The 24,672-nt window shown below is 69.2% G+C and carries 20 protein-coding genes; 17 read left to right on the plus strand and 3 right to left on the minus strand.

Annotation, left to right across the window (positions count from 1 at the left end; translation table 11 throughout):
• Positions 1-6: 6 nt before the first annotated feature.
• From ACWCRA_RS24505 to ACWCRA_RS24540, 8 genes are all read left to right on the plus strand, one after another.
• Complete coding sequence (locus ACWCRA_RS24505) at positions 7-249, plus strand: hypothetical protein (protein WP_451068646.1); 243 nt, start codon at positions 7-9, stop codon at positions 247-249.
• 821 nt (positions 250-1,070) lie between these two features.
• The gene (locus ACWCRA_RS24510; protein ID WP_451068601.1) at positions 1,071-1,337 is read left to right on the plus strand and encodes a hypothetical protein; all 267 of its coding nucleotides are present in this window, start codon (positions 1,071-1,073) and stop codon (positions 1,335-1,337) included.
• 471 nt (positions 1,338-1,808) lie between these two features.
• Positions 1,809-2,147 carry a hypothetical protein gene (locus ACWCRA_RS24515; protein ID WP_351546680.1) on the plus strand — a complete coding sequence of 113 codons (339 nt, stop codon included), beginning with the start codon at positions 1,809-1,811 and terminating at the stop codon, positions 2,145-2,147.
• Between the two features lie 168 nt (positions 2,148-2,315).
• Positions 2,316-3,119 (plus strand): DUF3800 domain-containing protein, encoded by an 804-nt coding sequence (locus ACWCRA_RS24520; RefSeq protein ID WP_451068602.1) that lies wholly within the window; start codon positions 2,316-2,318, stop codon positions 3,117-3,119.
• A 152-nt stretch (positions 3,120-3,271) separates the two neighbouring features.
• Positions 3,272-5,551 (plus strand): hypothetical protein, encoded by a 2,280-nt coding sequence (locus tag ACWCRA_RS24525; protein ID WP_451068603.1) that lies wholly within the window; start codon positions 3,272-3,274, stop codon positions 5,549-5,551.
• Positions 5,552-5,715: 164 nt separating this feature from the next.
• On the plus strand, positions 5,716-6,240 hold the full coding sequence (locus ACWCRA_RS24530; protein ID WP_351546689.1) for a PadR family transcriptional regulator: 525 nt from the start codon (positions 5,716-5,718) through the stop codon (positions 6,238-6,240).
• The gene (locus tag ACWCRA_RS24535; RefSeq protein WP_351546692.1) at positions 6,237-6,926 is read left to right on the plus strand and encodes an ABC transporter ATP-binding protein; all 690 of its coding nucleotides are present in this window, start codon (positions 6,237-6,239) and stop codon (positions 6,924-6,926) included. Before ACWCRA_RS24530 ends, ACWCRA_RS24535 begins: the two co-directional genes overlap by 4 nt.
• A complete protein-coding gene (locus ACWCRA_RS24540) occupies positions 6,923-9,325 on the plus strand; it encodes an ABC transporter permease (protein WP_451068604.1) in 2,403 nt (800 codons plus the stop codon). The genes ACWCRA_RS24535 and ACWCRA_RS24540 overlap by 4 nt, the downstream gene beginning before the upstream one ends.
• A gap of 340 nt (positions 9,326-9,665) precedes the next feature.
• On the opposite strand, the gene ACWCRA_RS24545 is transcribed toward ACWCRA_RS24540, so the two are convergent.
• Together ACWCRA_RS24545 and ACWCRA_RS24550 are read right to left on the minus strand one after the other, a co-directional pair.
• A complete protein-coding gene (locus ACWCRA_RS24545; RefSeq protein ID WP_451068647.1) occupies positions 9,666-11,351 on the minus strand; it encodes an MFS transporter in 1,686 nt (561 codons plus the stop codon).
• Between the two features lie 490 nt (positions 11,352-11,841).
• Positions 11,842-14,439, minus strand: a complete 2,598-nt coding sequence (locus ACWCRA_RS24550) for a D-alanyl-D-alanine carboxypeptidase (protein ID WP_451068605.1) — start codon at positions 14,437-14,439, stop codon at positions 11,842-11,844.
• A gap of 210 nt (positions 14,440-14,649) precedes the next feature.
• Here ACWCRA_RS24550 and ACWCRA_RS24555 point away from each other — a divergent pair, with 210 nt between their 5' ends.
• From ACWCRA_RS24555 to ACWCRA_RS24565, 3 genes are all read left to right on the plus strand, one after another.
• The gene (locus ACWCRA_RS24555) at positions 14,650-15,375 is read left to right on the plus strand and encodes a GOLPH3/VPS74 family protein (protein WP_351546704.1); all 726 of its coding nucleotides are present in this window, start codon (positions 14,650-14,652) and stop codon (positions 15,373-15,375) included.
• 385 nt (positions 15,376-15,760) lie between these two features.
• Complete coding sequence (locus ACWCRA_RS24560) at positions 15,761-16,621, plus strand: helix-turn-helix domain-containing protein (RefSeq protein ID WP_351546707.1); 861 nt, start codon at positions 15,761-15,763, stop codon at positions 16,619-16,621.
• Positions 16,622-16,808: 187 nt separating this feature from the next.
• Entirely contained in the window at positions 16,809-17,018 is a 210-nt protein-coding gene (locus ACWCRA_RS24565; protein ID WP_351546710.1) for a DUF397 domain-containing protein, read from the plus strand.
• A gap of 117 nt (positions 17,019-17,135) precedes the next feature.
• Here the strand turns inward: ACWCRA_RS24565 and ACWCRA_RS24570 are convergent, their stop codons facing one another.
• Complete coding sequence (locus ACWCRA_RS24570; RefSeq protein WP_351546713.1) at positions 17,136-17,972, minus strand: hypothetical protein; 837 nt, start codon at positions 17,970-17,972, stop codon at positions 17,136-17,138.
• A gap of 102 nt (positions 17,973-18,074) precedes the next feature.
• Here ACWCRA_RS24570 and ACWCRA_RS24575 point away from each other — a divergent pair, with 102 nt between their 5' ends.
• The 6 genes from ACWCRA_RS24575 (at position 18,075) to ACWCRA_RS24600 (ending at position 24,647) form a co-directional block, all read left to right on the plus strand.
• Positions 18,075-18,851 carry an SDR family oxidoreductase gene (locus tag ACWCRA_RS24575; protein WP_451068648.1) on the plus strand — a complete coding sequence of 259 codons (777 nt, stop codon included), beginning with the start codon at positions 18,075-18,077 and terminating at the stop codon, positions 18,849-18,851.
• A 302-nt stretch (positions 18,852-19,153) separates the two neighbouring features.
• Positions 19,154-19,783 carry a ScbR family autoregulator-binding transcription factor gene (locus tag ACWCRA_RS24580; protein WP_351546716.1) on the plus strand — a complete coding sequence of 210 codons (630 nt, stop codon included), beginning with the start codon at positions 19,154-19,156 and terminating at the stop codon, positions 19,781-19,783.
• A 467-nt stretch (positions 19,784-20,250) separates the two neighbouring features.
• Positions 20,251-21,471 carry an MFS transporter gene (locus ACWCRA_RS24585; protein WP_351546719.1) on the plus strand — a complete coding sequence of 407 codons (1,221 nt, stop codon included), beginning with the start codon at positions 20,251-20,253 and terminating at the stop codon, positions 21,469-21,471.
• Positions 21,472-21,591: 120 nt separating this feature from the next.
• A complete protein-coding gene (gene hemA / locus ACWCRA_RS24590) occupies positions 21,592-22,800 on the plus strand; it encodes a 5-aminolevulinate synthase (protein WP_351546721.1) in 1,209 nt (402 codons plus the stop codon).
• An 18-nt stretch (positions 22,801-22,818) separates the two neighbouring features.
• Positions 22,819-23,658, plus strand: coding sequence for a TauD/TfdA dioxygenase family protein (locus ACWCRA_RS24595; RefSeq protein ID WP_351546724.1), 840 nt, complete (start codon positions 22,819-22,821; stop codon positions 23,656-23,658).
• A gap of 2 nt (positions 23,659-23,660) precedes the next feature.
• Positions 23,661-24,647, plus strand: a complete 987-nt coding sequence (locus ACWCRA_RS24600) for a 3-oxoacyl-ACP synthase III family protein (protein WP_351546727.1) — start codon at positions 23,661-23,663, stop codon at positions 24,645-24,647.
• The last annotated feature ends 25 nt before the right edge of the window (positions 24,648-24,672 follow it).

Consider the following 24,672-nt stretch of genomic DNA (forward strand, 5'->3'; position numbering starts at 1 on the left):
AAGTGCATCGAGTACTACGTCCGCATCGTGCGCAGCCTGCCGGTCTTCGAGGAACGGGCGGCCTGGGAACTGCTGTCCCGGGCCGCCACGCTCGGCGCCAAGGTGGCGTGCCCCGGAACGCCTGCCGGAGCACGCTGTTCGCTCCGGATAGTGCGGACCCCGACACGGCCCTCCGCCGCAGATATCTGGAGCTGGTCAGCAGAGACCTCGACGAAGTGGAGCTGTTCCGACGAACATCCGAGCAGCTGACCGCACCACGCGTACGGCTCTCGGTCACGTACATCGCCTGCGGGCCACAGGAGATGACGGTAAGCGCCGGCGCACTGCCCGGTCCCTGCCACTGCTCAGGCCGGATATGAGCTTTCGGGGAAGAAGCCGGACACGAGAACTCCGGTATCGGTGTCGAGGCCGCGCTGAGCGATTCCTCTCGAGTTCTGCTGCAGGGCGGGCGGAGTCCGGCCGCTGTGGCGGAAGACGATCATCATGGCGGTGGGTCATGCCAACACGCCAATGCGAGGAGCTGCTCGGCGGCGTTCTCGACCGCACCTAGGAGGAGCCCCGCCACGGGCGGGCCCTGCGACTGCTGGCGGCAGAGTGCCAGAAAACGCTTCCCTCTGTCTCGGACCGGCTCGCGAGCCGTCTGGACGGGGTCGTGGCCAAGCTGCTGCCGGCCAGACCGCAGACTGATCCGCCCGTGCTGGCGGGGTGGGGCCCGGACTGCTGCGTTGGCTACCGCGGACCCTGAACCGGCTTGCCGAACGGGCGGCAGCACAGACGGTACGAACCGTGGCACTGATCGGGGGCGAGGGGTCCTTGCGCGTGCTGGCGGGTTGCGCAGGAGACGAGAAAGCTGTTGTCGCGGAACTCATCAGAGCATGGGATTACTTCGACGCAGACATCCACGTCAGTGACATTCTGTCCCGATTTCCATAGTCGGGACGCATAATCCCACTCAGCCATTCCGGGCAGCACGCGGCAGCCGGTTGCACACTCTGACAGACCTTCACATAGCTTTCAGAGTAAAGAATCTTGATTTTCTCGCGGAGCTACCTCCTCTGAAACAGCTGTGGGTGAGTAATCCGCTGGAGGTTGGCGATCCATCCGTCCTCCGAAATCATCCAGGGCTGCGCCGACTCACACTGTTCACCAACGGCCCAACAAGGGAAGCGTCGACTATCGGTGAGCTCAAAGAGCTCGACTGGCTGAAACCATCCCACTTCGACGGCTTGGACCCGAACACCTTGCGCCTGCTTCCCAAGCTCAGGTTCACCCAGTTCACCGACCCCAGCCATGACGCCGACCTGAGTCCACTGACCCGAATTACCCATCTGATCTGATACGTGTCCAGCTTCCCGGGAATCACCAGGGCCCGCCTCCAGGATTTCAGAATCTGGCCAGACATGACCCGACTTGAGTACCCGATGCTCCATCGGCACGACGTGAACACCGGACTCACGAGCCTTCACACCGCACCTCCGTCATTGACGCACCCGAGAATTTACACTCGCGCTATCCCTTCCGACGAGAACACCTTCGCGCGATTCAAGAACCTCAAATCTCTGCATCTTTCCAATGGCCACACCTCAGACGGTGCCAAATAACCTCCCCGAACATTCCGGGCGTAAGCACCTACTTGAATGACAAATAGGCCAAATCGTGCTGATCCTGGCAGCGGGCCGCTGTACGGTCAGGCCGCCAGGCCGCAGCCCCCCTCCCCCAACCGCTGAGCGCACCCCGGCGGTGCGCCCACCGTTGAGCCACCAGAGAGCATTGATCTTGAGGAAGATAACTCAGTAGAGTACCTATTTATGGACTTCACTGTTATAGCAAACGCGCTGGAAGTGAACGACGGCATCACGCGCGTATCGATGCGCTTCATCAAGGGGTACGCGGCGCCAAGTCGGGCACGACTCAGTCTGGAGCTCTGCGAGGAAATCGCGGCCGCCCTCGACCGGCAGGGGATGGTCACCCTCCCCAGACGGCTGCCAACCTCGGAGAACGAGTCGGTGTTCGTCATCAGGAAAGATTCCCCGCTTGGACAGGCGATCCGCATAGCCGCAATTGTCGCAGCATTGGACAAGCTGGACACAAGTCCAATCGCCGGGATGCGTGACAAATTTCCTGATGCCAGGAAATACCTCACATGAGAGGCGACAACATTCAGCCAACTCCGCCTCAGTAGACATATTCGTCAGACTGTCTACTTATCAATCGTCTAGCCTGAGTCGACGTGCCGCGAGAGTCTCGCGACATGCGGGCCCGAGGTTGCGCCAGAGGCTCTCCGGCGAGAGATGCGGCACACCAGAGGGCGGCACATGAGAATTAGTGACAGAGAAGGGAGTGCACTACCGTTCCCCAGCTCGGACGACAATCCCCAGGGTCTCCCATCCAGACGGATTGCATATGCAAATCAACCTGGTGGGGGCGCCGACCCCTCAGGTTCCACAACTCGCGAAGACTCCCCCGTCAGCCTCTACTACCTGGACGACTCGGGCGATTCCAGGATGGCGGTCGCCGGGTGGCTACGGGTCGACGTCCGCGCGTGGCGCGACGCCGAGAGGATGTGGAAGGCACTCCGTGGCGAATTGCACGCGGACCCCGACCTGAACATCCAGGCCGACGACACGCTGCACGCGGTGAATCTCGCTGGCGGGCGGGGCCGGCCGCTGCACACGATCCCCGGGCGTGGGCCGACAGATGCGGAGAAGACCAGGTTCCGGAATGTAATCCAGCGCGGACTCAGGACTGTTGCGGCGATGCCGGGGGTCACCGCCGGTGCCGCCTACCGCGCCGGCGCGACCCGTGAGGAGCTGTACACGGCTCTCGTCATGGAACTGAACCGCCGCCACAGGACTGTCGACAGCTTCGCGATGCTCTGTGTCGACGGCAATGGCACAGAACACACCCTGCGGGAGGCACACCGCCGATTGCCGCACAGCGATCGGCACATCATCGAGGACCCCTTCTTCGCTCCGGCCCGCGGGAAACACCTGCTCCAGGCAGCGGACTTCGTCGCCTACACCGCTTTCCAGTCTGTGGTCGGACACACCAGAAGAGATTTCATGAAGGGCTGGTTCGCCGAGCTGCTCCCGGCGGCCGAAGGCCCGATCGCTCTGTGACGAGCGCCCAGAGAGGCCGGGCCCCGGCGACATGACCGAGGGCCCGGCGGCGGACCTGGCACCCCGGACACCCGGGCCAGGACCGCGCGCCCAGCTTCCCACACGAACCCGCCCTTGACGGAGGCACAATGCCCCAGCCCTTTCCCCAATCCATGACAGTGCCCTGGCGATCCGAGAAGATCCTGATCTCCAACGTCGAGCGCAGTCTGCCCGCCCCGTCCACCGAGGCCGACCGCTCCAAGGTCGTGACAGCGGGTCTGGCCAACCCGATCACCTCTCTGCCCGACGGTGCCTGGCAGGCCGTGGCACGTGCCACGACCACACCGGCCAGCCTGGCCCGACAGCTCAGCCCGACCGCGGAGGATCCGGTCGGGCTCCTCATGGAGGAGAACGTCGAGGGCGCGACCCTTCGGTCGGCCGTCACCCGAGTATGGCTGAGCGAGCTGTTCCCGGGCATCCAGCCCCGCACCGGGATGGAGGTGATGGAAGTCCCGGATCCACACGTGATGGGGACAGCCGAGAACGGACGACCTCGCGCGGTGGTCCAATATCGGTACAAGGACCTGGAACACCTTCGGAACCACGTCTGGCAGACGTTCAACAGCACCCTCGCGCTCAACAACTACACCACGTCCATCCTGGCCCGAAAGGTGACCCGCAACCTCATCGTCCACCCTGTCGAGTTCACCTTCGAGGACGACACAGAGCCGTTCCACGCCCTCACGGTGCGGGACGGGATCACTCGGCTGGCGAGCGCCTGGAGCGTCCTGGCCGGCCCGGACAGCGGGGCCGCAGAGACGGCCAGTCTCGCGATGGACGCCCTCTTCGGCAAGGGCAGGACGTCCCCCTCTGAAGGCCTGCCGCAGCGGCTCGCGGAGAGCCGTGAGAGCTGGCGCAAGTCTCTGGCTGAGGAATTCGCCAGAGAGACATCAGGCCCGGAACCGGGTATGCGGGCGATCCAGATTGCCCAGACCTATGTCGTGCCCGCCCAGATCGCCGTCGGGGCCGAAGCCCACCTCGGCCACCTGCTCGCGCCAGAGGACGTCTTCGACGATGCGATGCGCTCGATCCTTGCCTCGGTGCATGTGGAGTTCATGCAGTGGGAAACCGCAGCTCAGAATGTCGAGGTGATCACCCGCGCCCTCAAGCGGGTGATCCACCAAGGTGACGCCATGGTGGACCAGGAGAGTCTCCAGGCCATCTACGGCCTGGCCGTGGGCCGGATCAGTCCCGAAGACTTTCCCCAGGAGTTCGGCGATGACAAAATTCCCGGCAACGCCCTGTGGCGCGGTGTCTATCTGGTCCACGCGCTGACCCGGCCCGAACTGCTTGAGCAGCTCAAGGACCAGGCGAAGGCGATCAAGGGTGGCAAGCGCATGGGCCACAAAGGGTTCGCCGAACTGCTCGGTCCCATCATCGACCTCCCCTGGCGCAGTCACAAGAAGGCCGTTTCTGCCCAGGCGCGTAATGCCTGGCGCAATGGTGGTGTTCTCACCTCGGAGGTCACCAAGGAGTGGGAGCCGATCGCGACAGATGACTTCAGCACCCTGATCGCGCCCGCTCTGGCCGGTGACACCCACGCTCGTTGCACACTCGCCGTGGCGGGCGGGATCGCGCTCATCGCCGACAAGCAGCTGACGCGCAACGTCGGTTCCGCACTCATGGCCTCCAAGGACAAGGGCGGTGTCCCCTTCCGCGCCGACGTGAGCCAGATCATTGAGGATCTGGCTCAGCACGACAACGTCCCGGGGCTGTGGACCCTCGCGCTGGCAGCCAATCGATTCCGGGCTGATCAGCTTCCCCAGAACGCGGTGACCCTCCGCCAGTTCATCAAGAGGGAGCACGAGGAGGACGAGGCGATCGCCTACGTTCACTTCAAGGTCGATCTCAGCGAGCCGGACAAGATCGCCCGCAATGAGGCCGGCCTGCCGGTGCCCCTGGCCCAGTGGGACGTGGTCTGGACCTCCGACGAGAAACGTGCACAGGAGGCCTACAAGGCATACCATGCCCGGCGCGCTCCCTGGCCGGTCTCCGCCACTCCTTCTCAAGACCAGGACCAGGCGGAGAGCGGCAGCGAATCTCCTAACAGTGAGGTGTCCCCCCTCCCGTCACCCGGCGCCGAGCAGTCGCCCGCTGAGGATTTGCGGCCGGCGGCTCAGCGCGCGGTGGAGCATCGCCGCATTCTGCGCCAGGGACTGGCGACGGCCCGCGACTCGCTGGATCAACTGCTGGAACTCGACTCCCAGTCGGGTAGCTGGCCACCTCTGATCGAGGTCGGGGAACTGGACAGCCTGCGTGAGGCACTGCTGAATCTGCAGACCGATGTGCAGAACCTTCGCCGGGGCATCCATGGCGACGAGACTGATGCGGCCGGCTCAGAGGATTCCGGGCACGATCCAACCGACGGCCCCAACCTGCATGAAGAAGGTTAGAAATACCTCCGACGAGCCCGCACCTTGGCCCTGCTCCTGCTGGAGTGGGGCCTTTGTCGTTCCTGGCGCGCGGAGTGGCCCCGGAAGGTCCTGAGGGACGCCCGGCGAGTGCCCTGGAGAGTATCTATACACACCATGTATACCCACTATGTATAGTCATCCCCATGTCCATAGGTCACACTCTGCTCGGACTCCTGGAGTCCGGCCCCCGCCACGGCTATGACCTCAAGCGGGCCTTCGATGAGAAGTTCGGCCACGACCGGCCCCTCCACTACGGGCAGATCTACTCGACCATGTCCCGGCTGCTGCGGGACGGCCTCGTCGAGGTCGACGGGGTGGAGGCGGGGAACGGGCCCGAGCGGAAGCGGTACGCGATCACTCAGGCCGGGATCACCGATGTCGGGCGGTGGCTCGCGCAGCCGGAGAAGCCCGAGCCGTATCTCCAGTCGACGCTCTACACCAAGGTCGTCCTCGCGCTGCTCACCGGGCGGAGTGCCGCCGGACTGCTGGACACCCAGCGGGCCGAGCATCTGCGGATGATGCGCATCCTCACCGACCGCAAGCGCGGCGGGGACCTCGCCGATCAGCTCATCTGTGACCACGCCCTGTTCCACATGGAAGCCGATCTGCGCTGGCTGGAGCTGACAGCCGCGCGTCTGGACCGGCTCGCTAAGGAGGTCGGCGCGTGAGCGCGTACCCCGGTTCCCTTCTCTCCGCGCACGATCTGCGCAAGGCCTTCGGGCCCACTCCCGCACTCGACGGCGCCTCCCTCGATGTGCGGGCCGGGGAGGTCGTCGCCATCATGGGGCCCTCCGGGTCCGGGAAGTCCACGCTGCTGCACTGTCTGGCCGGGATCATCCGGCCGGACTCGGGGTCGATCACCTACGGCGGGCGGGAGATGGCGTCGATGCCGGACGCCGAGCGCAGCGCCCTGCGGCGCACGGAGTTCGGGTTCGTCTTCCAGTTCGGGCAGCTCGTGCCCGAACTGAGCTGTACGGAGAATGTCGCGCTGCCGCTGCGGCTCGCCGGGACCAAGCGGAAGGCCGCGCACGCGGCGGCCCGGGAGTGGCTGGAGCGGCTGGAGGTCGCCGATGTCGGCGGCAAGCGGCCGGGAGAGGTCTCCGGCGGGCAGGGGCAGCGGGTCGCCGTCGCCCGGGCGCTGGTCACCTCGCCCCGGGTGCTCTTCGCCGACGAGCCGACCGGGGCGCTCGACTCCCTCAACGGGGAACGGGTGATGCGGCTGCTCACCGACGCCTCGCGGGAGAGCGGCACCGCGGTCGTCCTGGTGACGCACGAGGCCCGGGTGGCCGCCTACTCCGACCGCGAGGTCGTCGTGCGCGACGGCACGGTGCGGGACATGGCGGGGGCGGTATGAGCTCCCGGACAGCACCCCCGCGCGCCGAGGCCCGAAGCGGCGCCACCGCCCCGGCCCGCACGCGCCCGCCCCGGCCCGGCCTCCGCGGCTGGGCACGGGACCTGGTCCTCGGACTCCGGTTCGCCGTCACCGGCGGCCGGCGCGGCTGGGTCCGCACCGCCTTCACCGGCCTCGGAGTCGGACTGGGGGTCGCCCTGCTGCTCGTCGCCGCGGCCGTTCCCCACGTCCTGGCGAGCCGCGACTCCCGCGAGGAGGCCCGCACGGTCGACACCCAGGGGGACACCCGGCGGTCCGATGAATCGTTCCGCTATGCCCTGACCCTGACCGAGTACCACGACGAGAGCGTCACCGGCATCGTCTTCCGGCCCGACGGCGACGGGCCGACCGCGGTGCCCCCCGGGGTGGACGAGCTGCCGGGGCCCGGCGAGATGGCCGCCTCCCCCGCCCTCGCCGAGCTGCTCGCCTCCCCCCGGGGCGAGCTGCTGAAGGAACGATTCCCCTATCGGATCACCGCCACCATCGAGGACTCGGGACTGCTGGGTCCGGGCGAGCTGAGGTACTACGCGGGCAGCGCACAGCTCACCGACGAGCAGGCCACCGGCCGCGCGAGCGACTTCGGCCGCCCCATGTTCAGCGAACCGCTCAACGGGGTGCTGCTGCTGATCGTCCTGATCGGCTGTGTGGCGCTGCTGCTGCCGGTGGGGGTCTTCATCGCCACCGCCGCCCGCTTCGGCGGCGAGCAGCGCGACCGCCGGCTCGCCGCGCTGCGGCTGGTCGGTGCCGACCGGGCGATGACCAACCGGGTCGCGGCCGGCGAGTCGCTCTGCGGCGCCCTGCTGGGGCTGCTCGTCGGGGTGGGGCTGTTCGCGCTCCTGCGGCAGTTCGCGAGCGGGGTGACGATCCTGGACGTCACCGCGTTCTCCTCCGACATCTCGCCGAACCCGCTGCTCGTGACCGTGATCGCCACCGCCGTTCCCCTGTCGGCGGTGGTCGTGACCCTCTTCTCCATGCGCGGGGTCTCGGTCGAGCCGCTCGGGGTGGTACGGAACGCCGCGCCGCGCGTCCGCAAGCTCTGGTGGCGGCTGCTCGCCCCGGTCGTCGGTCTTCTGCTGCTGCTGGCGCAGGCGGGCCAGATCACCATGGGCAGCATCGCCATCGACACCTTCCAGATCGCCGCAGGCGCGGTGCTGGTGCTCGGCGGAATCACCTCGCTGCTGCCCTGGCTGGTGGAGGCGGTCGTCAACCGGCTGGACGGCGGCCCGGTCTCCTGGCAGCTGGCGATCCGCCGGCTCCAGCTGAGCAGTGGTGTGGCGGCCCGCGCGATCAGCGGCATCGTGGTCGCCGCGGCCGGTGCCATCGCGCTCCAGATGCTCTTCAGCTCCGTGCAGAGCGATTTCACCCAGACCACCGGAATGGACACCGAGCGGGCCCAGCTGGAGGCCCGGGCGGATGTGCGCGACGGTGCCGAGGGCCGCGCCCGGATGGCGGAGTACGCCGAGGCCGAGGGGGTCACCCGGGTGATCAGCCTGACCGAGTCGCACCTCGACCGGCCGGGCCCCGGGCTCAAGGACGAGCCCTCCCCCGTCTTCACCGGGCTCACCGTGGGGGACTGCTCCTCCCTGCGGGAGCTGGCGAAGCTGTCGGCCTGCGAGGACGGCGATGTCTTCCTCGTCCGCAAGGGCGGCTACCAGGGGTACCCCTACCAGCCGAAGCCGGGCGAGCGGGTCGCGCTCCCCGCGAGGGGCGACGACCAGCGGGAGCTGTGGCGCGTCCCCGCCTCCGCCATCCCGGTGGACAGCGTGTTCAACCCGATGGGCGAGCGGACGGGCGGAGTGCTGGCCACCCCGGGCGCCATCGACGAGTCCAGGCTCGCCAATCCGCTGGCCAGGGCGATGATCCGGCTGGACCCGGACGTACCGAACGCGGCCGAGCACGCCCGTAACGCGGTGGCGGCGCTCGATCCGCTGACGGACGTCCGCGCGCTCCACGGGACCGAGACGGACAGCCAGTTCGCCGACATCCGCACCGGGCTGATGGTGGGGGTGACCGCGACCATGACGCTGATCGCGGTGTCGCTGCTGGTCTCCACACTGGAGCAGCTCCGTGACCGGAAGCGGCTGCTGGCGGTGCTGGTCGCCTTCGGTACGCGCCGTTCCACCCTGAGCTGGTCGGTGCTCTGGCAGACGGCGGTACCGATCGCGCTGGGGCTCGCGCTCGCGGTCGCCGGCGGGATCGCGCTGGGCCGGGTGCTGCTGCTGATGGTGGGCGAGCCGGTGGCCGACTGGTGGGTGTTCCTGCCGATCGTCGGGGTGGGGGCGGCCCTGATCGGGCTGATCACCCTGCTGAGCATGCCGGCGCTCTGGCGGCTGATGCGCCCGGACGGGCTGCGGTCGGAGTAGCCCCGCCCGCGCCCGCCCGCTCCGTCCCCCGGGGGCCCGGAGAACGGGCGTGGAGGGCGGTGGCAGTACGCCGAAGGGCCCGGCGGTCCGGAGATTTCCGGGCCGCCGGGCCCTCGGGCCGCCGGACGGACGCCCTTCGGGCGGAGGCCCGTCGGGTCGAGGCGCGCCGGGTCGAGGCCTCAGGCCGGAAGCCCCTCGGCCGTCGAACAGAGGCCCGTCGCCGCCGGACGGAGGCCGCCGGAAGACCCTGGGCCGTCTCCTTCGGATCTTGCCGGGGCTCGCGAGCCCCGGCACCGGACCACCGCGCACACCGACCCGGCCCGGTCCGAAGGAAACTCCCCTAGGGCCGCAGCTCCTCGGGACAGGGGGTGCCGCGCGAGAAGTCGTACGGGGCCGAGAGCCGGTAGACACCCGCCCGGGGCGCGACCAGCTCCGTCCACTCGCCGCCCTCCGCGTCCTCCTCCGTCTTGTTCAGACAGCCGTTGAGGTTCGCGAAGGACTTCGGCTCGCCGTCCGGCCGCTGCTTGGACTCCTCGGTCTCCTCCGGGCCCCGCACCTTGTCGCCGTTCTCGTCGACCAGGCCCAGCCAGGGCGAGTAGGGCACCCGGAGCAGCACCCGGCCCGGCTTCTCCACCTTGATCCGCACCTCGTTCTGGCTCGCCTCCTCCACCGCGCCCGGCCGCTCGGCGAGCGGCGTCGGGTTCTTCACGGCGTAGAGCTGCCAGTTCGGGTCGGCCCAGATCCGGTCCAGATAGGGCAGCCCGGTCTTGATCAGCTCCGCCTCCTCCCTGGCCCCGACGTCGGGGGAGCCGTTCGGCAGGACGACGTAGTGGACGGCCCAGCGGTCCAGCCAGGCCCGGTAGTCCGCCGCGCTGAGCGGGTTCTCCTTGTCGTAGAAGATCGGGTTGCGCTCCATGTCGGCCTGGCGGAGCCAGCCGCGTGCCAGATGGAAGTGCGGAGCGAGCGCGGACGCCTCCCGGTGGCTGCTCGCGGGGACGACCTCGACCCGGCCGCGCTCGGCCCCGACGTCCTGGAGCTTGTCGACCAGCGGGGCCAGCTCGAACGTCCAGGAGGCGGTCGGGGCGGTACGGACGACGTCGTCCACGGCCTTGTAGCCGATCCAGACGTTCAGCCCGGCGAAGGCGACGATCAGCGCGATCCACTTCCGGGAGCGCGCGGCGGTGTACGGCAGGGCCGCCAGCAGCGCCACACCCGCGAAGAGCATCGGCATCCGGGACACATTCGAGCCGATCTGGGAGTCGATCGCCCAGGTCAGCAGGGTGCCGAACGAGTAGACGGCGGCGGCGACCCGGACGGTGCGCCACTCCTTCGGTACGAGGAGGAAGACCGCGACCCCGAAGACGAAGGGCAGCGAGGTGGAGGCCAGCGACATCGGCTGCGTACCCGAGAAGGGGAAGAGCCAGGACGAGAGCGCCACGACCGCGACCGGGGGCAGACCGATCACATACGCACCGGGCCGGCGCCCGTTGAGGAAGAGCGCGGCGGCCACCACACCGAGGAAGAGCCCGGCGACCGGGCTGGCGGCGGTGGCGAGCGCCGCGAGCGGGATGGCGACGGCGGCCTTCGCCCAGCGCTTGTACCGCCAGCGGTGGGGCCAGCAGAAGACGGTGGCGACCGCGCCGACCGCGAACATCATGCCGAGGCCGAAGGTCACACGGCCCGAGAGCGCGTTGCAGAGAAAGGCGAAGACCCCGGCGAGCGAGCAGGCCAGCGGATTGCGCACGGCGCGCAGCCGGACCAGGATCAGCGCGGTCAGCACGGCCGAGAGCGTGCCGGCGGCCATCATGGTCGGCCGGACGCCTATCACCGACATCAGATACGGCGAGACCACGCTGTAGGAGACCGGGTGCGTCCCTCCGTACCAGGCGAGGTTGTACGCCGAGTCGGGGTGGCGGCCGACGAACTCGGTCCAGGCGTCCTGGGCCGCGATGTCACCACCGCTGTGGGCGACGAAGAGAAACCAGAGCAGATGCACGAACGCGGCGACCACGGCCGTGACCAGCACGGGGCGGCGGCTCAGCCGGTCCCAGGCGTCGGCGAGGACTTCCCTCGTCCGGTTCCGGTCCTCGTCCTGCTCCCGGTCCTGGTCGGGGACCTGGTCGCGGTCCCGTTCCGGTGGCCCTGTGCCGGTGCTGTGGCCGTCCGTCCGGACCGGCTCAGCGGTACTCACTGCGACTCTCCCCGTCTCCCCGTCCGTGTGCTGTTGTCACGATCTCGCGGTGCTGGTGTGTATGTCCGTCCCTGGGGACCTCTTGCCCTCTGCGGTGCGCCGCCCGGGGCGGCGGCGGGCGGTGGCGGTGCTCTCCGTAGGACGCCGCCCCGGCGCGGACAGTTGCTCCGGGACGCTAACACGAGGGCGTCCCCCGGCCGGGGGACGCCCTGGTGATACGGATGGCCCGGCCGGGTGCGGACACCCGGCCGGGGAGACCGGTGCGCCGGTGCGGCCCGGTGCGGGGCGCGCGGCGGTGGGCGGCGGGAGACGGCAGGGGCGGGGATCAGCCCACCCGGGTCAGCTTCTCCATGAAGCCGGGCTCCGCCATGTCCCGCTGGAGCGCGACCGGCACGGACGCCTTCCCCGCGCCGGAGCCGATCGAGACCGTGCCGACCCGGTCGCCGGCCGCGCCGGTGCCGGGCACCGGCCGGTCACCGCTGCCGAGAGTGATCTCGACCCGGTGGCCGCTCCAGCCGACCGCCTTCAGGTCCTCGGTGGCGATCACCGGGACCTGACCGCCGAGGCCGTCGTCGACCCGGCCGACGACATCGCCCTTCCGGATCACCGTGGCGGAACCGGCGGCCTCCTGCGCCGCCTCGATCACCCGGATGCTGCTGCTGACCGCGAGCTTCTGCTTGGCCTTCAGATCCTCGGCGTCCTGGATTCCCATGGTGATACCGACGATGCGGTGGATCTTCCCGTCGACCCGGGCATTGGCCGACCAGAGCAGATTGCCGCCCGCCGGGGTGGACGAACCGGTCTTGATGCCGCCGACACCGTCCTTGAGCAGGGCCAGGCCATTGCTGTTGTAGATCGTCTTGCCGAGCGTCTTGATCTCCACCTGGGGCTGGTTGACGATATCCGCGAAGACGTCGTTCTCCATCGCCGCCTGGGCCAGCTTCAGCTGGTCCAGCGGGGTCGAGGTGGTGGACTCCTTCAATCCGCTCGGGTCGGTGTAGACGGTGTCCTTCATCCCGAGGTCCCTGGCGGCGTCATTCATCTTCTGGACGAATGCCTTCTCGGAGCCGGACTCCCAGCGGGCGAGCAGCCGGGCCACATTGTTGGCGGAGGCGACCATGAGCATTTCCAGCATCTCGCGCTGGGTGTACTCCTGGCCCTCCTCCACCGGCTCGACCGACTCGATGTTGAGGCCCTTCTCGTACTCCTCGTCCGCCCGGCGGTCGATGGTGATCCCCGGGCCCACCTGCTTGCCGGTGATGGGGCGCTCCTTGAGGATCACATAGGCGGTCATCGCCTTGGTGACGCTCGCGATGGGCGCGGGCTTCTGCGCGCCGTACGTCGCCATGGTCCCGACGCCCTCGATCGCCACCGCGCCCTGGCCCTCGCCGGGCAGCGGGAGGGCGAGCCTGCCGCCCTTGAAGGTGTAGGCGGGGTCGGCGGTGAGCGTCAGCACCGGCTCCGGGAGCGGGCGCAGCACCTGTGCGACCGCGAAGACCACGAGCAGCAGCAGGACGAGCGGCGTCCAGATCTTGACCCGGCGCAGCGCGGTGCGCACCGGGGTGTCCGGGGTGTTCGTGAGCTGGGCGAGCAGATCGAGCGGCGGCTGCTGCGGCGGCAGCGGCTGCTGGCTGGTCCGCTCGTCCCCGGTGAAGCCCGCGGGAGCGTCGGCCGGCGCGCGCTCCGCCGCCGGGGCGGTGGCCTCGGGGGCCTCCGCCGTCGCGGTGGCGGCCTTGGCCGCCGTGGTGCCCGCTGTGTCGTTCCTGCTCCAGGACGGGGTCCGTACGTCGTCGTCCCGGCGCAGCGGTACGAAGGTGCTGGGCCGCTCGGCCGGGGAGGCGGCGGGCGCGGGGTTGGTCTCGCGGCGGGGGGGCGGGGGGATCTTGAGCGCGGTGGTGGGGCTGTCGTCGGCGGGGGCGGGCCGCCGGAGGGCGCCGAAGACGGCGGTGGGGTGGTCCTCGGCGGGGGCGTCCTCGCCGCCGGCGGAGGTCTTGGCCGCCGCGGGCGGCCCGGATGCCTTGGGGGCCCCGGGCGCCTCGGGTTCCTCGGGTTCCTCCGAAGCCTTGAGCTTCCCGGGCTTCCCGGAAGCCCCCCCGGGTGCCTCGGGCTCCTCCGAAGCCTTGGACGCCTCCGGCTTCCCGGGCTTCCCGGGAGCCTCGGGTGTCCTGGTCTCCCCGGCTGCCCCGGAGACCCCGGAGCCGTCCGGGTCGTCCCCGCTCTCGCCCTTGGCGCCCTCCTCGGCGCCACCCGCGTCCGCGTCCTCGTTCGCGACCGGGACCGGGACCGGGGCAGGGACCGGGGCAGGGCCGGAGGTCTCGTCCGCCTCGCCGGGGTCCGCCTCGTCACCGGCCCCCGGCTTCCCGGCTTCCTTCCTCGGCTCGGACTCCGGCTCCGGCTCCGACTCGGGCTCCGGGGGCTCCGGCCTCACCTCCGGCAGCAGTGCCGTTTCCTCTGCCGCCGTCTCCGGCAGCGCGGCCGTCTCCCCGGCCGGGTCCGAGGCGCCCGGCTCCCCGTCCGACCCGCCCTTCTCGGCGTCCTCGTCGTCCTCGGCGTCCTCGGCGGACGCCACCCACGCGGCCACGGCCGACCTCAGCCGCTTGTCGTTCGCGGCCGAGCCGGTCTCGGTGCCGGGCTCGCCGCCCCGGTCCGGGGCCGCCCCCGTATCCGTATCCGCTTCCGGCTCCGGCTCCGCCTTCACCGACTCGGTGTCCGGCTTCGCCTCCGGCTCCCTGTCCGTGTCCGTGTCCGGCTTCGCCTCCGTGCGGCCGACAACCGCCGTCGGCCGGTCCCCACCCGATGACCCCGCCCGGTCGAGCGGGGCCGGGCGCGGATCGCGCTCGCCCTGAGCCGTCTCCCCCGACGACTTCCGCTGCTCCGACCTGTCGGGGGACTCGCCCGCCACCGTGCCTCCTCCATGAGTCATGCGCCGCTGCCATACGAGCGCACTCCGGGACGCCGGATATCGGCGGCCCGTGTTGTCCGAACCATCTATCAGTGTCCTGTGTGAGAGCACGGCCCCCGCGTATAGACGAGAACGACATACCTAACGGTTCCCATACAAACCACACAGGCACTCTCGACAGACCAATGTGAGAGGGGTCACCCTGTCATTCATCCACGCGGGGAGGCATGGATGGGCAGGAGCCGCAGAACTATTCCGGAGGAGCTTCTGCTGCTCGCTCTGGACCCGGCCACGGGTACCACAGCGCAGCCGCAGTCGCTCGACCTCGGCCTGGCCGGAGCCCAGCTAGTGGAGCTGGCTCTGGCAGGACGGATAGCCCCAGACGGGGATCGTATCGCCGTGGTGATGCCACGGCCGACCGGAGATCCGACATTGGACTCCGCACTGGAACTGCTGCGCAGACGCGGCAGTCCGGTCCGGGCCGTCCACTGGATCGGCGGGCCCCGGCTGGGGTTGCGCCAGATCTATCTCGCGCATCTGGAGCGGTGCGGCATGGTGCATGCCGTGGCGGGCCAGATGTGCGGAGTGCTGCCGACGACGCGCTACCAGGCGACGGAGACGGCGATCAGCCGGGACATCAGAGCCCGGCTGGACAGCGCGATCCGCACCGGCGTCCCGCCGGACCCGCGGACCGCGGCGCTCGCCGCGCTGGCCCACGCGGTCGGACTCGGCAAGCATCTGTATCCGGGCAATGAGGGTCGCTCCTCACGGTCCCGGCTGCGGGATCTCATCAGACACGACCCCATGGGCGGACTCGTGGCGCATGCCGTGATGGACGTCCAGAACGGTGTGGCCGCGCAGCCGCGCCGCAATCCCTCCGCAGCGACCGGCAGCCGTCAGGCGGCCGTGCCGATGCAACCGCGCCGCGGCAGCATGGACCGCGTCGCCGCGCACTGAGACAGCGCAGAAAAAGCACCGACCAGCACCGACCAGCACCGACCAGCACCACCCGACGGCACCGGACACCGGCACCGAACAGCACGAGCCGTGCGGGCGGGACCGCCACACCGGCACGCGGGAACCACCGGCACATGACGCGCGGGGCAGCCATCCGACTGCCCCGCGCGTTCCCGTGCGTTCCCCCGCGCACCCGTGCGCGGGCCCCGCGCACGAGCACACGTACGACCGTCCACGACCACGTGCGACCCCGCGTGGCGGAACACCCTCGCGTCCGTCCCGTGAACGCGTCCCGTGTGGCGATTTTGCAGCGCGCATGTGCCATCTGGTGGCAGTCTGCTGAGCAGTAGATACGCTGAGCTACGCATTCGGAGGTGCAGTTTCCGTGGCGTCCAATGTCAATCCCACCGTCAGGCGACGCCGATTGGGCCTGGAGCTGCGCAGGCTCCGCGAGCTCAAGGGCATGACGGCCGAAGAGGTGGCGGAGCGCCTTCTGGTGTCCCAGTCGAAGATCAGCCGGCTGGAGAACGGGCGGCGTTCCATCAGCCAGCGCGATGTGCGCGATCTCTGCGGGGTGTACGAGGTCGACGACCACCGTATCGTCGACTCGCTGATGCAAATGGCCAAGGACTCCCGCCAGCAGGGCTGGTGGCACGCGTTCGGCGACATTCCGTACAGCGTCTACATCGGTCTGGAGACCGACGCGGCGAGTCTGCGGGTGTACGAGCCCCAGGTGGTGCCCGGTCTTCTCCAGACCCGGCCCTACGCCGAGGCGCTGATCTCGGGGGCGCTCCCGGAGAGCGGCGCCGCCGACATCGACAAGCGGGTCGGGGTGCGGATGCGCCGCCAGGACCGGGTCAAGGCGGCCGAGCAGCCGCTGCGGCTCTGGGCGGTGATCGACGAGGCCGCGCTGCACCGGGTCGTCGGCGGGAAGCAGTTGATGCGGGAGCAGCTGGAGTATCTGATCGAGCTGTCGCAGCTTCCGCATGTCACGGTGCAGGTGCTGCCGTTCGACATGGGAGCGCACCCGGGAATCAACGGGCAGTACGCGATTCTGGAGTTCCCCGACGCGACGGATTCCAGTGTCGTCTACATCGAGGGCGTCACCAGTGATCTCTATCTGGAGAAGGCCAACGATGTGCACAAGTACAGCGTGATGTACGAGCATCTGCGCGCCCAGGCGCTGAATGTGGAACAGACCCGGGTCTTCATCGAGAACATCGCGAAGCGGTACACCAAGCCCTGAGAGGTCCTTCAGGGCGGCCATGCGGGACGGCAAGGTACACCCCCGTCACCGCGCAAGGGAAGAGACAGTGGAATATGCCATCCGACCGAGTGAACGGGCGCCTCGCGGGTCGGCTGTGGCGAGTAGCGTCCCTGGCACCAACAAAAACGTTGGCGCAATCACATCACTCGCTGAAAGCGGAGCAGAAATGGCAATCATTCAGGGAGCCACGGAGACCTGGACGAAATCCTCGTACTCCGGGGGTAACGGTGCTTGCGTCGAGGTCAAGTCCCCCGTCGCCGAATCGATCTCGGTGCGGGACTCCAAGGTTCCGGGCGGCCCGGCCATCACCTTCGTCCCCGGCTCGTGGAACACGTTCGTGGCCACGACCGGGCGGGGCGCCTTCGACCTCGGCTGAGCCCCGCTCGGCAGCGCGCAACCGGCGCAGCACCACCTGACAGAGCCCTCTCGACTGGTCCGCCGTCCCGGCCGAGGGGGCTCCGCCGTGTCCGGGCGCCCGAAGCGGGGCGGCGGCTCACCGCAGTTGGTCGACATAGCGGTCGGTGCCCGGGACGGTCGGGATGAAGGGCGCCATCAGTTCCACCCGCCCCAGCCCCGCATCCGCGACCTCCGCGCCGAGCCCGGTGAAGAACGGGTCCCAGATCCGCGCGGGGTCCTCCTCCAGGAACCAGAGCAGCGTCAGCCGGGTGCCGACGCCCTCCACCTGTCGCACATGGGCCATCCGGTCCTCCGGCAGCGGGGTGGGCGCGAAGACGGTCACCAGGGGCGCGGCCGAGCCCCGGAGCCGCCGGGGCAGATGTCCCTCCCGCAGCCAGGCGAGAAGCTCCGCCCGCCGGCGCGGCCCGTCCGTGTCGACGACCTGGAGGACCAGACCCGCGTACGGATGGTCCAGCGCGTGCATGTCGCGCGGGCCGGCCGCTCCGTCGCGGTAGACGGTGGCCGCGTGGTCGTGGAAGGCAGTGAGGACATGGGTACGGGCGTGGTGGACGCGGCCGTCCCGGTTGAGCCGCCTGTTGATGGCGACGGTCCAGCGCATGTGGTCGCCGTACCGGCCCTCGGTGATCCAGTAGACGGAGAGATAGCAGCCGGCGGTGACCGGGTCCGCGACGGCGGAGTGCCCGGGGTAGCGCAGACTCCGGAGTTCGCGGGTGGCGACCCAGCGCCGTCCGGCCTGTATCCAGGGCATGGCCATGGCGCCCGCGTAGAAGTGGTCGTCCTCGTACCAGCGGTTGTACGCGTGCTCGTGGCCGGGGTGCGGCTCGACCAGGGTGATCAGGGCGTGGCCGGGGCCCGCCCCGTACGGTCCGACGGCCGCCAGCTCCCCGTAGGCGTCCCGGGCGTTCTCGCTCATGTCCCGCCGCTCCCTTCCCTCTTCTCCCTCTTCCCCTCCCGGATGGACAGACCTACTCTGACGGACCGTCAGATCAAGTGCCAGGGCCGGGGAGGCATCCGGATGCTGTTGCGGGGCAGAACCGTCGTCGTGTCGGGTGTCGGAGCGGGGCTGGGGCGCCGGATCGCCGGGGCCGTCCTCCGGGACGGGGGCCGGGCGGTGCTCGGGGCGCGCACGGAGCGGCATCTCGCCGCCACCGCGGGGGAGCTGGACCCCGGCGGGGAGCGGACCGCCCACCGGGCGACCGACATCACCGACGAGGCGCAGTGCGAGGCGCTCGCCCACCTGGCCGTCGAGCGGTTCGGGCGGATCGACGCGGTGATCCATGTCGCGGCCCGGGACACCTGCTTCGGCGGTCTCGCGGACGCCGACTTCGCTGTCTGGCGGGAGGTGGTGGAGGTGAATCTGCTGGGGACGCTGCGGATGACCCGGGCCTGTCTGCCGGCACTGCGGGAGCGCGGGGGCGCGGTCGTCATCATCGGTACGCAGTCGGCGGTGGCGGCGCCCTCACATGTGCGGCAGACCGCCTACGCGGCCTCCAAGGGCGCGCTCACCTCGGCGATGCTCTCCCTGGCCCGGGAGCTGGGCCCGGACCGCATCCGGGTGAACACGGTGGCGCCCGGGTGGATGTGGGGGCCGCCGGTCCAGGCGTACGTCCGGGCCTCGGCCCGCGCCGAGGGGGTGCCGGAGAGCGAGGTGCTCGGCCGGCTGACCGGGCGGATGGCCCTTCCCGATCTCGCGTCGGACGGGGATGTGGCGGAGGCCGCCGTCTTTCTCGCGTCCGACCGGGCGCGCGCGATCACCGGGCAGTCGCTGCTCGTCAACGCGGGGGAGCGCTGAGAAGGCGGAAGGGAAGCGCGCCGGAGGCGCGCCGGAAGCACAGCGGAAGCCCACCGGAATCCCCTTGTCACTCGGCTTGCCTCTCGGCTTGTCACTCAGCGCCTATCCGGGCTGTTCCCTCGACGCGCGTTCACGATGAAGGTTTGATGGAGGTGCACCCTCTCCCTGAAGTCGGGGTGTCATAATCAGGGTTCAGTTCGAACGCGAGTTGTCCTGGGGACCGACCGGCCGGACGCGGACCGGAACACGGGCCGAGAACCAGACTGGACTGTTTCGTTCGTCGACAAGTCCGGGGAGCGGCGATGGCACTGCAGGAACGCGGGATGCGGACACGGCGTCTGATCCTGGAGGCGGCGGCCGATGTCTTCGCCGAGAACGGGTACGAGGGTGCCAGTACCACCGCGATACTCGCGAAGACCGGACTGACCAGGGGCGCTCTCTACCATCACTTCCCCTCGAAGGAAGCCATCGCCGACGCGCTGGTGGCGACCCAGGCGGAGGCCATGGTGGCGCCCGAGCGCACCATCAGGCTCCAGTCCATCATCGATCTGACCCTGTCCTATGCGCGGGAACTGCAGGACGATCCACTGCTCCAGGCGAGCGTCCGGCTGACGGTGGAGCAGACATCCTTCTCGGAGGGAAAGAAACTCGCGTACCAGCAGTCCGCCGATGTGGTCCGGAATATTGTGCGCGACGCGGAATCCCGGGGCGAATTGATTCCGGGCGCCGACCCGGAGGACACCTCCCAGCTCATTATCGCCGCATTCACCGGGGTCCATCTCATGTCGCAGCTGAACACCGAGCGCAAGGACCTGATGCACCGGGTGTCGGTGATGTGGCGATGTCTGTTGCCCGGGATCGCCACACCCGGGCTGCTGACGCGTCTGACGACGCGGCTGGAGCCCTGCGGCGAGCCGGGCCTCTCGGACTGACGGACCCTCACTCTCTGCGGTCCGCACCCCCGTCTCCTCTCCTGCTGCGCTCCTCTGCACTCCTCTCGCTCCGGGCTCTTGACACCCCGGGCGCCCCGCTGCGCCTCTTCAGGCTCAGGGAACATACAGGTTTGCCTGTATGTTCCAAGGACATTCGAACGCGGTAAGCCCTTCCTGTGGCCCGCCAAGCGGTATTTATGCCACAAACCAGGACATGGAACCTCCCTTATCTCCTCGCGATCGGCGATCCGTCGCGTTGACAAGCAGAATTGCCTGTTTGTAATCTCTCGGGCTAACGGTTCAGGCGCGTTCAACGTGCGTGCCAGTCGCTCCAGTTGGGGGTAGTGCCCGGCCAGCTGACTGGCCGCCACCCCTCCTTCCGCACGGCGCAGTCATCTCCACGGCGCTCCGGTTCCCCGACCGGGCCGCTCCGTGTTGTCCCACGCAGAACGAAGAGGGTATTGCGAATGCCGCTGGCACTTGTCGCACTCACACTGAGTGCATTCGGGATCGGCACCACCGAGTTCGTCATCATGGGCCTGTTATCCGACGTATCCGACGACCTCGGTGTGTCGGTATCCAGCGCGGGATATCTCATCTCCGGATATGCGCTGGGCGTCGTCATCGGCGGCCCCCTGCTGGTGGCCGGAGGTATCCGGCTGCCGAGGAAGGCCTTTCTCCTCGGCCTGATGGCCATCTTCATCGCGGGCAATCTGGTGTCCGCGCTCTCCCCCGGCTACGAGAGCCTCATGGCCGGCCGCATCGTGACCGCGACCTGCCACGGCTCCTTCCTCGGGCTCGCCTCCGTGGTCGCCGCCGATCTGGTGGAGTCCTCGAAGAAGGCGCGCGCCGTCTCCATGGTGTTCGCCGGCGGCGCCATCGCCAATGTCGTGGGTGCGCCGCTCGGCACCTGGGTGGGGCAGAGCCTCGGCTGGCGCTCCACCTTCTGGATGCTCGTCGGGATCGGCGTCGTCGGCTTCGTGGGCATCATGGCGCTGCTCCCCCAGCAGCCCGGAGTGAAGGACGCCACCCTGCGCCGGGAGATCGGCGTCTTCCGGCGGCCCCAGGTGCTCCTGGGGCTGGCGATGACCGCCTTCAGCCTCGGCGCGCTCTTCACCTCCTTCACCTATGTGGCGCCCATGCTCACCGAGGTGACCGGGTACTCCTCCAAGGCCATCGCCCCCCTGCTCGTCCTCTTCGGCGTGGGTCTGGTGGCGGGCAACACCATCGGCGGCCGGTACGCGGACAAGGCGCTGATGCGCACGCTCACCGTGGCGCTCCTGGTGCTGACCCTCGCGATCGGGGCCTTCGCCCTGACCGCGCACTCCAAGCCCGCGGCGGCGGTCACCCTGGTGCTGATCGGGGCGGCCGGCTTCGCCACCGTCCCCGGTCTGATGACCCGGGTCATCAGCAAGGCGGAGGGGGCACCCACCCTCGCCGCGGTGGTCACCGTCTCCGCGTCGAACGTCGGCATCGCGGTGGGCGCCTATCTCGGCGGAGTCGTCATCGACGCCGACTTCGGCTACACCTCGCACAACTGGGTCGGCGCGGCGCTCGCGGCGCTCGCCCTGGCCCTCACCCTGGTCTCCAGCGCGCTGGAGAAGAAGCACGACCGGCGGGACGCCGCGGCGGCGGCCGGCCCGGCGCCCGCGGGGGGCATGGCTCCGGCCGCCACCCCGCAGCAGTAGACCCGCCGCGCCGGCGGCCCGCCGCCGGGCGGGCCCCGTCCCCGGCCGGCGCCCATCCCGACCATGTTCCGCACTGCTGTCAAGCATTCTCACCCTGAGGACGGACCAAAGGAGCAGAATATGACCGCAAGTCCCACGACGGAAAAGCAGCAGCCGGCGTTCTCCCGTTTCAGCGAACGGCTGGAACTGATGAAGAGCAAGGGGCTGTACCGGAGTTACTTCCCCACCGCGCACATGTCCACCAGTCCGGGCCAGACCCTGCACCACGGCCAGGAGATCGAAGTCTGGTGCACCAACGACTATCTGGGTCTGAGCCAGCATCCGGACCTGATACGGACCCAGATGGAGTCCACCGCACTGCACGGCACCAGCATGGGCGGGTCCCGGAACATCGCCGGGACCAGCACCACCCACGCCGAACTGGAGAGACGGCTGGCCCGCTGGCACGGCAAGGAGCGGGCGCTCGTCTTCTCCAGCGGCTATGTGGCGAACTTCGAGTCGCTGAGCGTGCTGCTCTCCGAGATCCCCGGCATCATCGCCCTCTCCGACGAGAACAACCACCGCTCCCTCATCGAGGGCATCCGCCGGGCCAAGTGCGAGAAGTACATCTTCCCGCACAACGATCTGGCGGCCCTGGAGGCCCGGCTCGCGGCCTGCGACCCGGACCAGCCGAAGCTGATCGTGTTCGAGTCCGTCTACTCCATGGACGCGGACATCTCCCCCGTCTCGGCGATCTGCGATCTGGCGGAGAAGTACAACGCCTTCACCTATCTGGACGAGACCCATGCCATCGGGGCGATGGGGCCGACCGGGGCCGGGCTCTGCGAGGCGATCGGGGAGAGCCGGCCGACCTTTGTGCAGGGGGTCTTCGGCAAGGCGCTCGGCACGGTCGGCGGGTATGTCGCGGGGCCCGACACCGCGATGGACTTCATCCGCTCGCACGCGCCCGGCTTCATCTTCACCACCTCGCTGCCGCAGGCGTGCATGGACGCCACGCTCAAGGGCCTCGATCTGGTGCAGGCCGACGACGGGCTGCGCCGGCGGCTCACCGAGAGATCGCTGCGGATGAAGGCGGAGTTACGGGCGGTGGACATCCCCTTCCTCGACTCCGTGCACCACATCATCCCGGTGATGGTCCCCGGCAGCGAGCGGACCCTCAGGGTCACCAATCTGCTGCTGGAGAAGCACCGCATCTACGTCCAGCCCATCAACTTCCCCTCCGTTCCGCTCGGCACCGAGCGGCTGCGGGTCACGGTCCCGCCGTACCGGACCGACGAGCAGATCGAAGGATTCGCTTCCGCACTGCGGGACTGCCTCGACAACGCCTGACACGTAAAGGAGTTCATTGTGAAGATCACCGAGATCACTCCCTTCATCGGCGCGGAGATCACGGGCATCAGCTACACGGACCTCGCCGTGCGGGAGGTCCTGGATGCCTTTGTGAACGCGGTCAACCAGCGGGAACTCGTCGTGATCCGCGGCTTCGGCATAACCCCCCAGCAGCAGGTCGATCTCGCGAGACGGCTGGGGAAGCCGGTGCCGTTCGTGATCCAGAAGTACCGGCACCCGGACGTTCCCGAGATCATGATCTCCTCGAACGAGCGAAGAGACGACAAGCCCATCGGTGTCGCCCGGGTCGGGAACTTCTGGCACCAGGACTCGTCCTTCGTCGCCGACCCGGCGGAGTACACGATGCTCCACGGGGTCAATGTCCCCAGCACCACCGGCCACACCCTGTTCGCCAGCGCGGTGGACGTCTACAACCGGCTGCCCGATGAGTGGAAGGCCCGGATCGCGGGGCGCAACGGCGTGCACACCGTCGCCAAGCGGCTGCGCATCCGCGACGAGCACGTGGGGCTCTCCGCGGCCGAGTTCCGGGCGTGGATCGACATCGAGCACCCCCGGGTGGAGCACCCGCTCGTCGCCAAGGACGGCTTCACTCAGCGCGAGTACCTGTACGGGGCCCCGGAGTACATGGACTCGGTCGTCGGGTTCGACGCCAACGAGAACCAGGCCTTCTTCGAGGTGGTGGACGGCCTGATCCAGGACGAGGCGCATGTGTACACCCACCGCTGGACGCAGAACGACCTCATCGTCTGGAAGACCCAGACCACTCTGCACGCGGCCACGGATGTCGCCGCCGGTGTCCCCCGGACGGTGCACCGCGTCAGCATCGCCCAGGGCTGACCGTGGCGGGCATAGCCGACATAGACATCGTCTTCCCCGACGCGCGGGTGAGCATGACCGAGGCGTCCCGCACCTCCGGGGTCGCGCTCGGGGACATCCTGGAGATCACCCACAGCGAGTCCTTTCCCGCCCTCGGCGACCGGGAGACCTCCTGGGAACTGGCGGTACGGGCGGGACGGCGCCTGCTGCGGCGCTCCGCGCTGGAGCCGGGTGACATCCAGCAGGTGATCTACGCGGGCTCCGGGGAGTGGGACACCCCGTTCTGGTCCCCCGCGGCCAAGGTGGCCCATGAACTCGGCATCGGCGATGCCCACTGCTTCGAGATCGCCAACTTCTGCAACGCGGGCATGACCGCGATCAGGGCCGGCGTCGACGAGATCCTGCTGGGGCGCGTCGACCATGTGCTGGTGCTCATGGGCGACCGCCTCAGCAGGATGGTCGACTACGGCGACCCGGACGCGAAGGCGCTCTTCAACTTCGGGGACTCGGTGGCGGCGGTGCTGCTCTCCGGGAACAGTCCCGCGTTCTCCGTGCTGCACTCCCGGATGCGCACCGACCCCTCCTGGTCCGACTACTACCGGGGCGAACGGCGTCCCGACCGGGTCGTCATCCAGCGGGAGAAGCACCGCCCGGGACTGGCCCAGACCTATGTGGATCAGTTCACCTCGCTCATCGATGAGACCCTGACCTTCCTCGGCCGAAAAGTCGAGGACATCGATCACTTCCTGATCAATCAGGGGGACAAGTCGATGCATGAGCGGCTGCTGACAGCGGTCGGCATCCCGCCGGAGCGGAGCGTCTTCAACTACCACCGCCTCGGCCACATGGGCAGCGCCGACACCATGATCGCGCTGCGTGGCCTGATGGACGAGAACCGGCTGCGCCGCGGCGAGCTGATTCTGCTCGCCACCAGCGGCATGGGATTCAGCTGGGGCATCACCGCCCTGGAGTGTCGCATCGGCACAGGCCCCGGGCCGGCCCCCGCGTAGCACCGGCCCCCGGGCGGACCCGCGC

Source organism: Streptomyces sp. NPDC001889 (assembly GCF_053594535.1).

What these genes read in the sequence shown, in the direction of transcription:
- ACWCRA_RS24555 (WP_351546704.1), top strand. Translation starts at nt 14,650, where the DNA reads ATGGGCAGGAGCCGCAGAACTATTCCGGAGGAGCTTCTGCTGCTCGCT.
- ACWCRA_RS24530 (WP_351546689.1), top strand. Translation starts at nt 5,716, where the DNA reads ATGTCCATAGGTCACACTCTGCTCGGACTCCTGGAGTCCGGCCCCCGC.
- ACWCRA_RS24565 (WP_351546710.1), top strand. Translation starts at nt 16,809, where the DNA reads ATGGCAATCATTCAGGGAGCCACGGAGACCTGGACGAAATCCTCGTAC.
- ACWCRA_RS24570 (WP_351546713.1), bottom strand. Translation starts at nt 17,972, where the DNA reads ATGAGCGAGAACGCCCGGGACGCCTACGGGGAGCTGGCGGCCGTCGGA.
- ACWCRA_RS24525 (WP_451068603.1), top strand. Translation starts at nt 3,272, where the DNA reads ATGACAGTGCCCTGGCGATCCGAGAAGATCCTGATCTCCAACGTCGAG.
- ACWCRA_RS24520 (WP_451068602.1), top strand. Translation starts at nt 2,316, where the DNA reads ATGAGAATTAGTGACAGAGAAGGGAGTGCACTACCGTTCCCCAGCTCG.
- ACWCRA_RS24580 (WP_351546716.1), top strand. Translation starts at nt 19,154, where the DNA reads ATGGCACTGCAGGAACGCGGGATGCGGACACGGCGTCTGATCCTGGAG.
- hemA (WP_351546721.1), top strand. Translation starts at nt 21,592, where the DNA reads ATGACCGCAAGTCCCACGACGGAAAAGCAGCAGCCGGCGTTCTCCCGT.
- ACWCRA_RS24550 (WP_451068605.1), bottom strand. Translation starts at nt 14,439, where the DNA reads ATGACTCATGGAGGAGGCACGGTGGCGGGCGAGTCCCCCGACAGGTCG.
- ACWCRA_RS24540 (WP_451068604.1), top strand. Translation starts at nt 6,923, where the DNA reads ATGAGCTCCCGGACAGCACCCCCGCGCGCCGAGGCCCGAAGCGGCGCC.
- ACWCRA_RS24575 (WP_451068648.1), top strand. Translation starts at nt 18,075, where the DNA reads ATGCTGTTGCGGGGCAGAACCGTCGTCGTGTCGGGTGTCGGAGCGGGG.
- ACWCRA_RS24515 (WP_351546680.1), top strand. Translation starts at nt 1,809, where the DNA reads ATGGACTTCACTGTTATAGCAAACGCGCTGGAAGTGAACGACGGCATC.
- ACWCRA_RS24585 (WP_351546719.1), top strand. Translation starts at nt 20,251, where the DNA reads ATGCCGCTGGCACTTGTCGCACTCACACTGAGTGCATTCGGGATCGGC.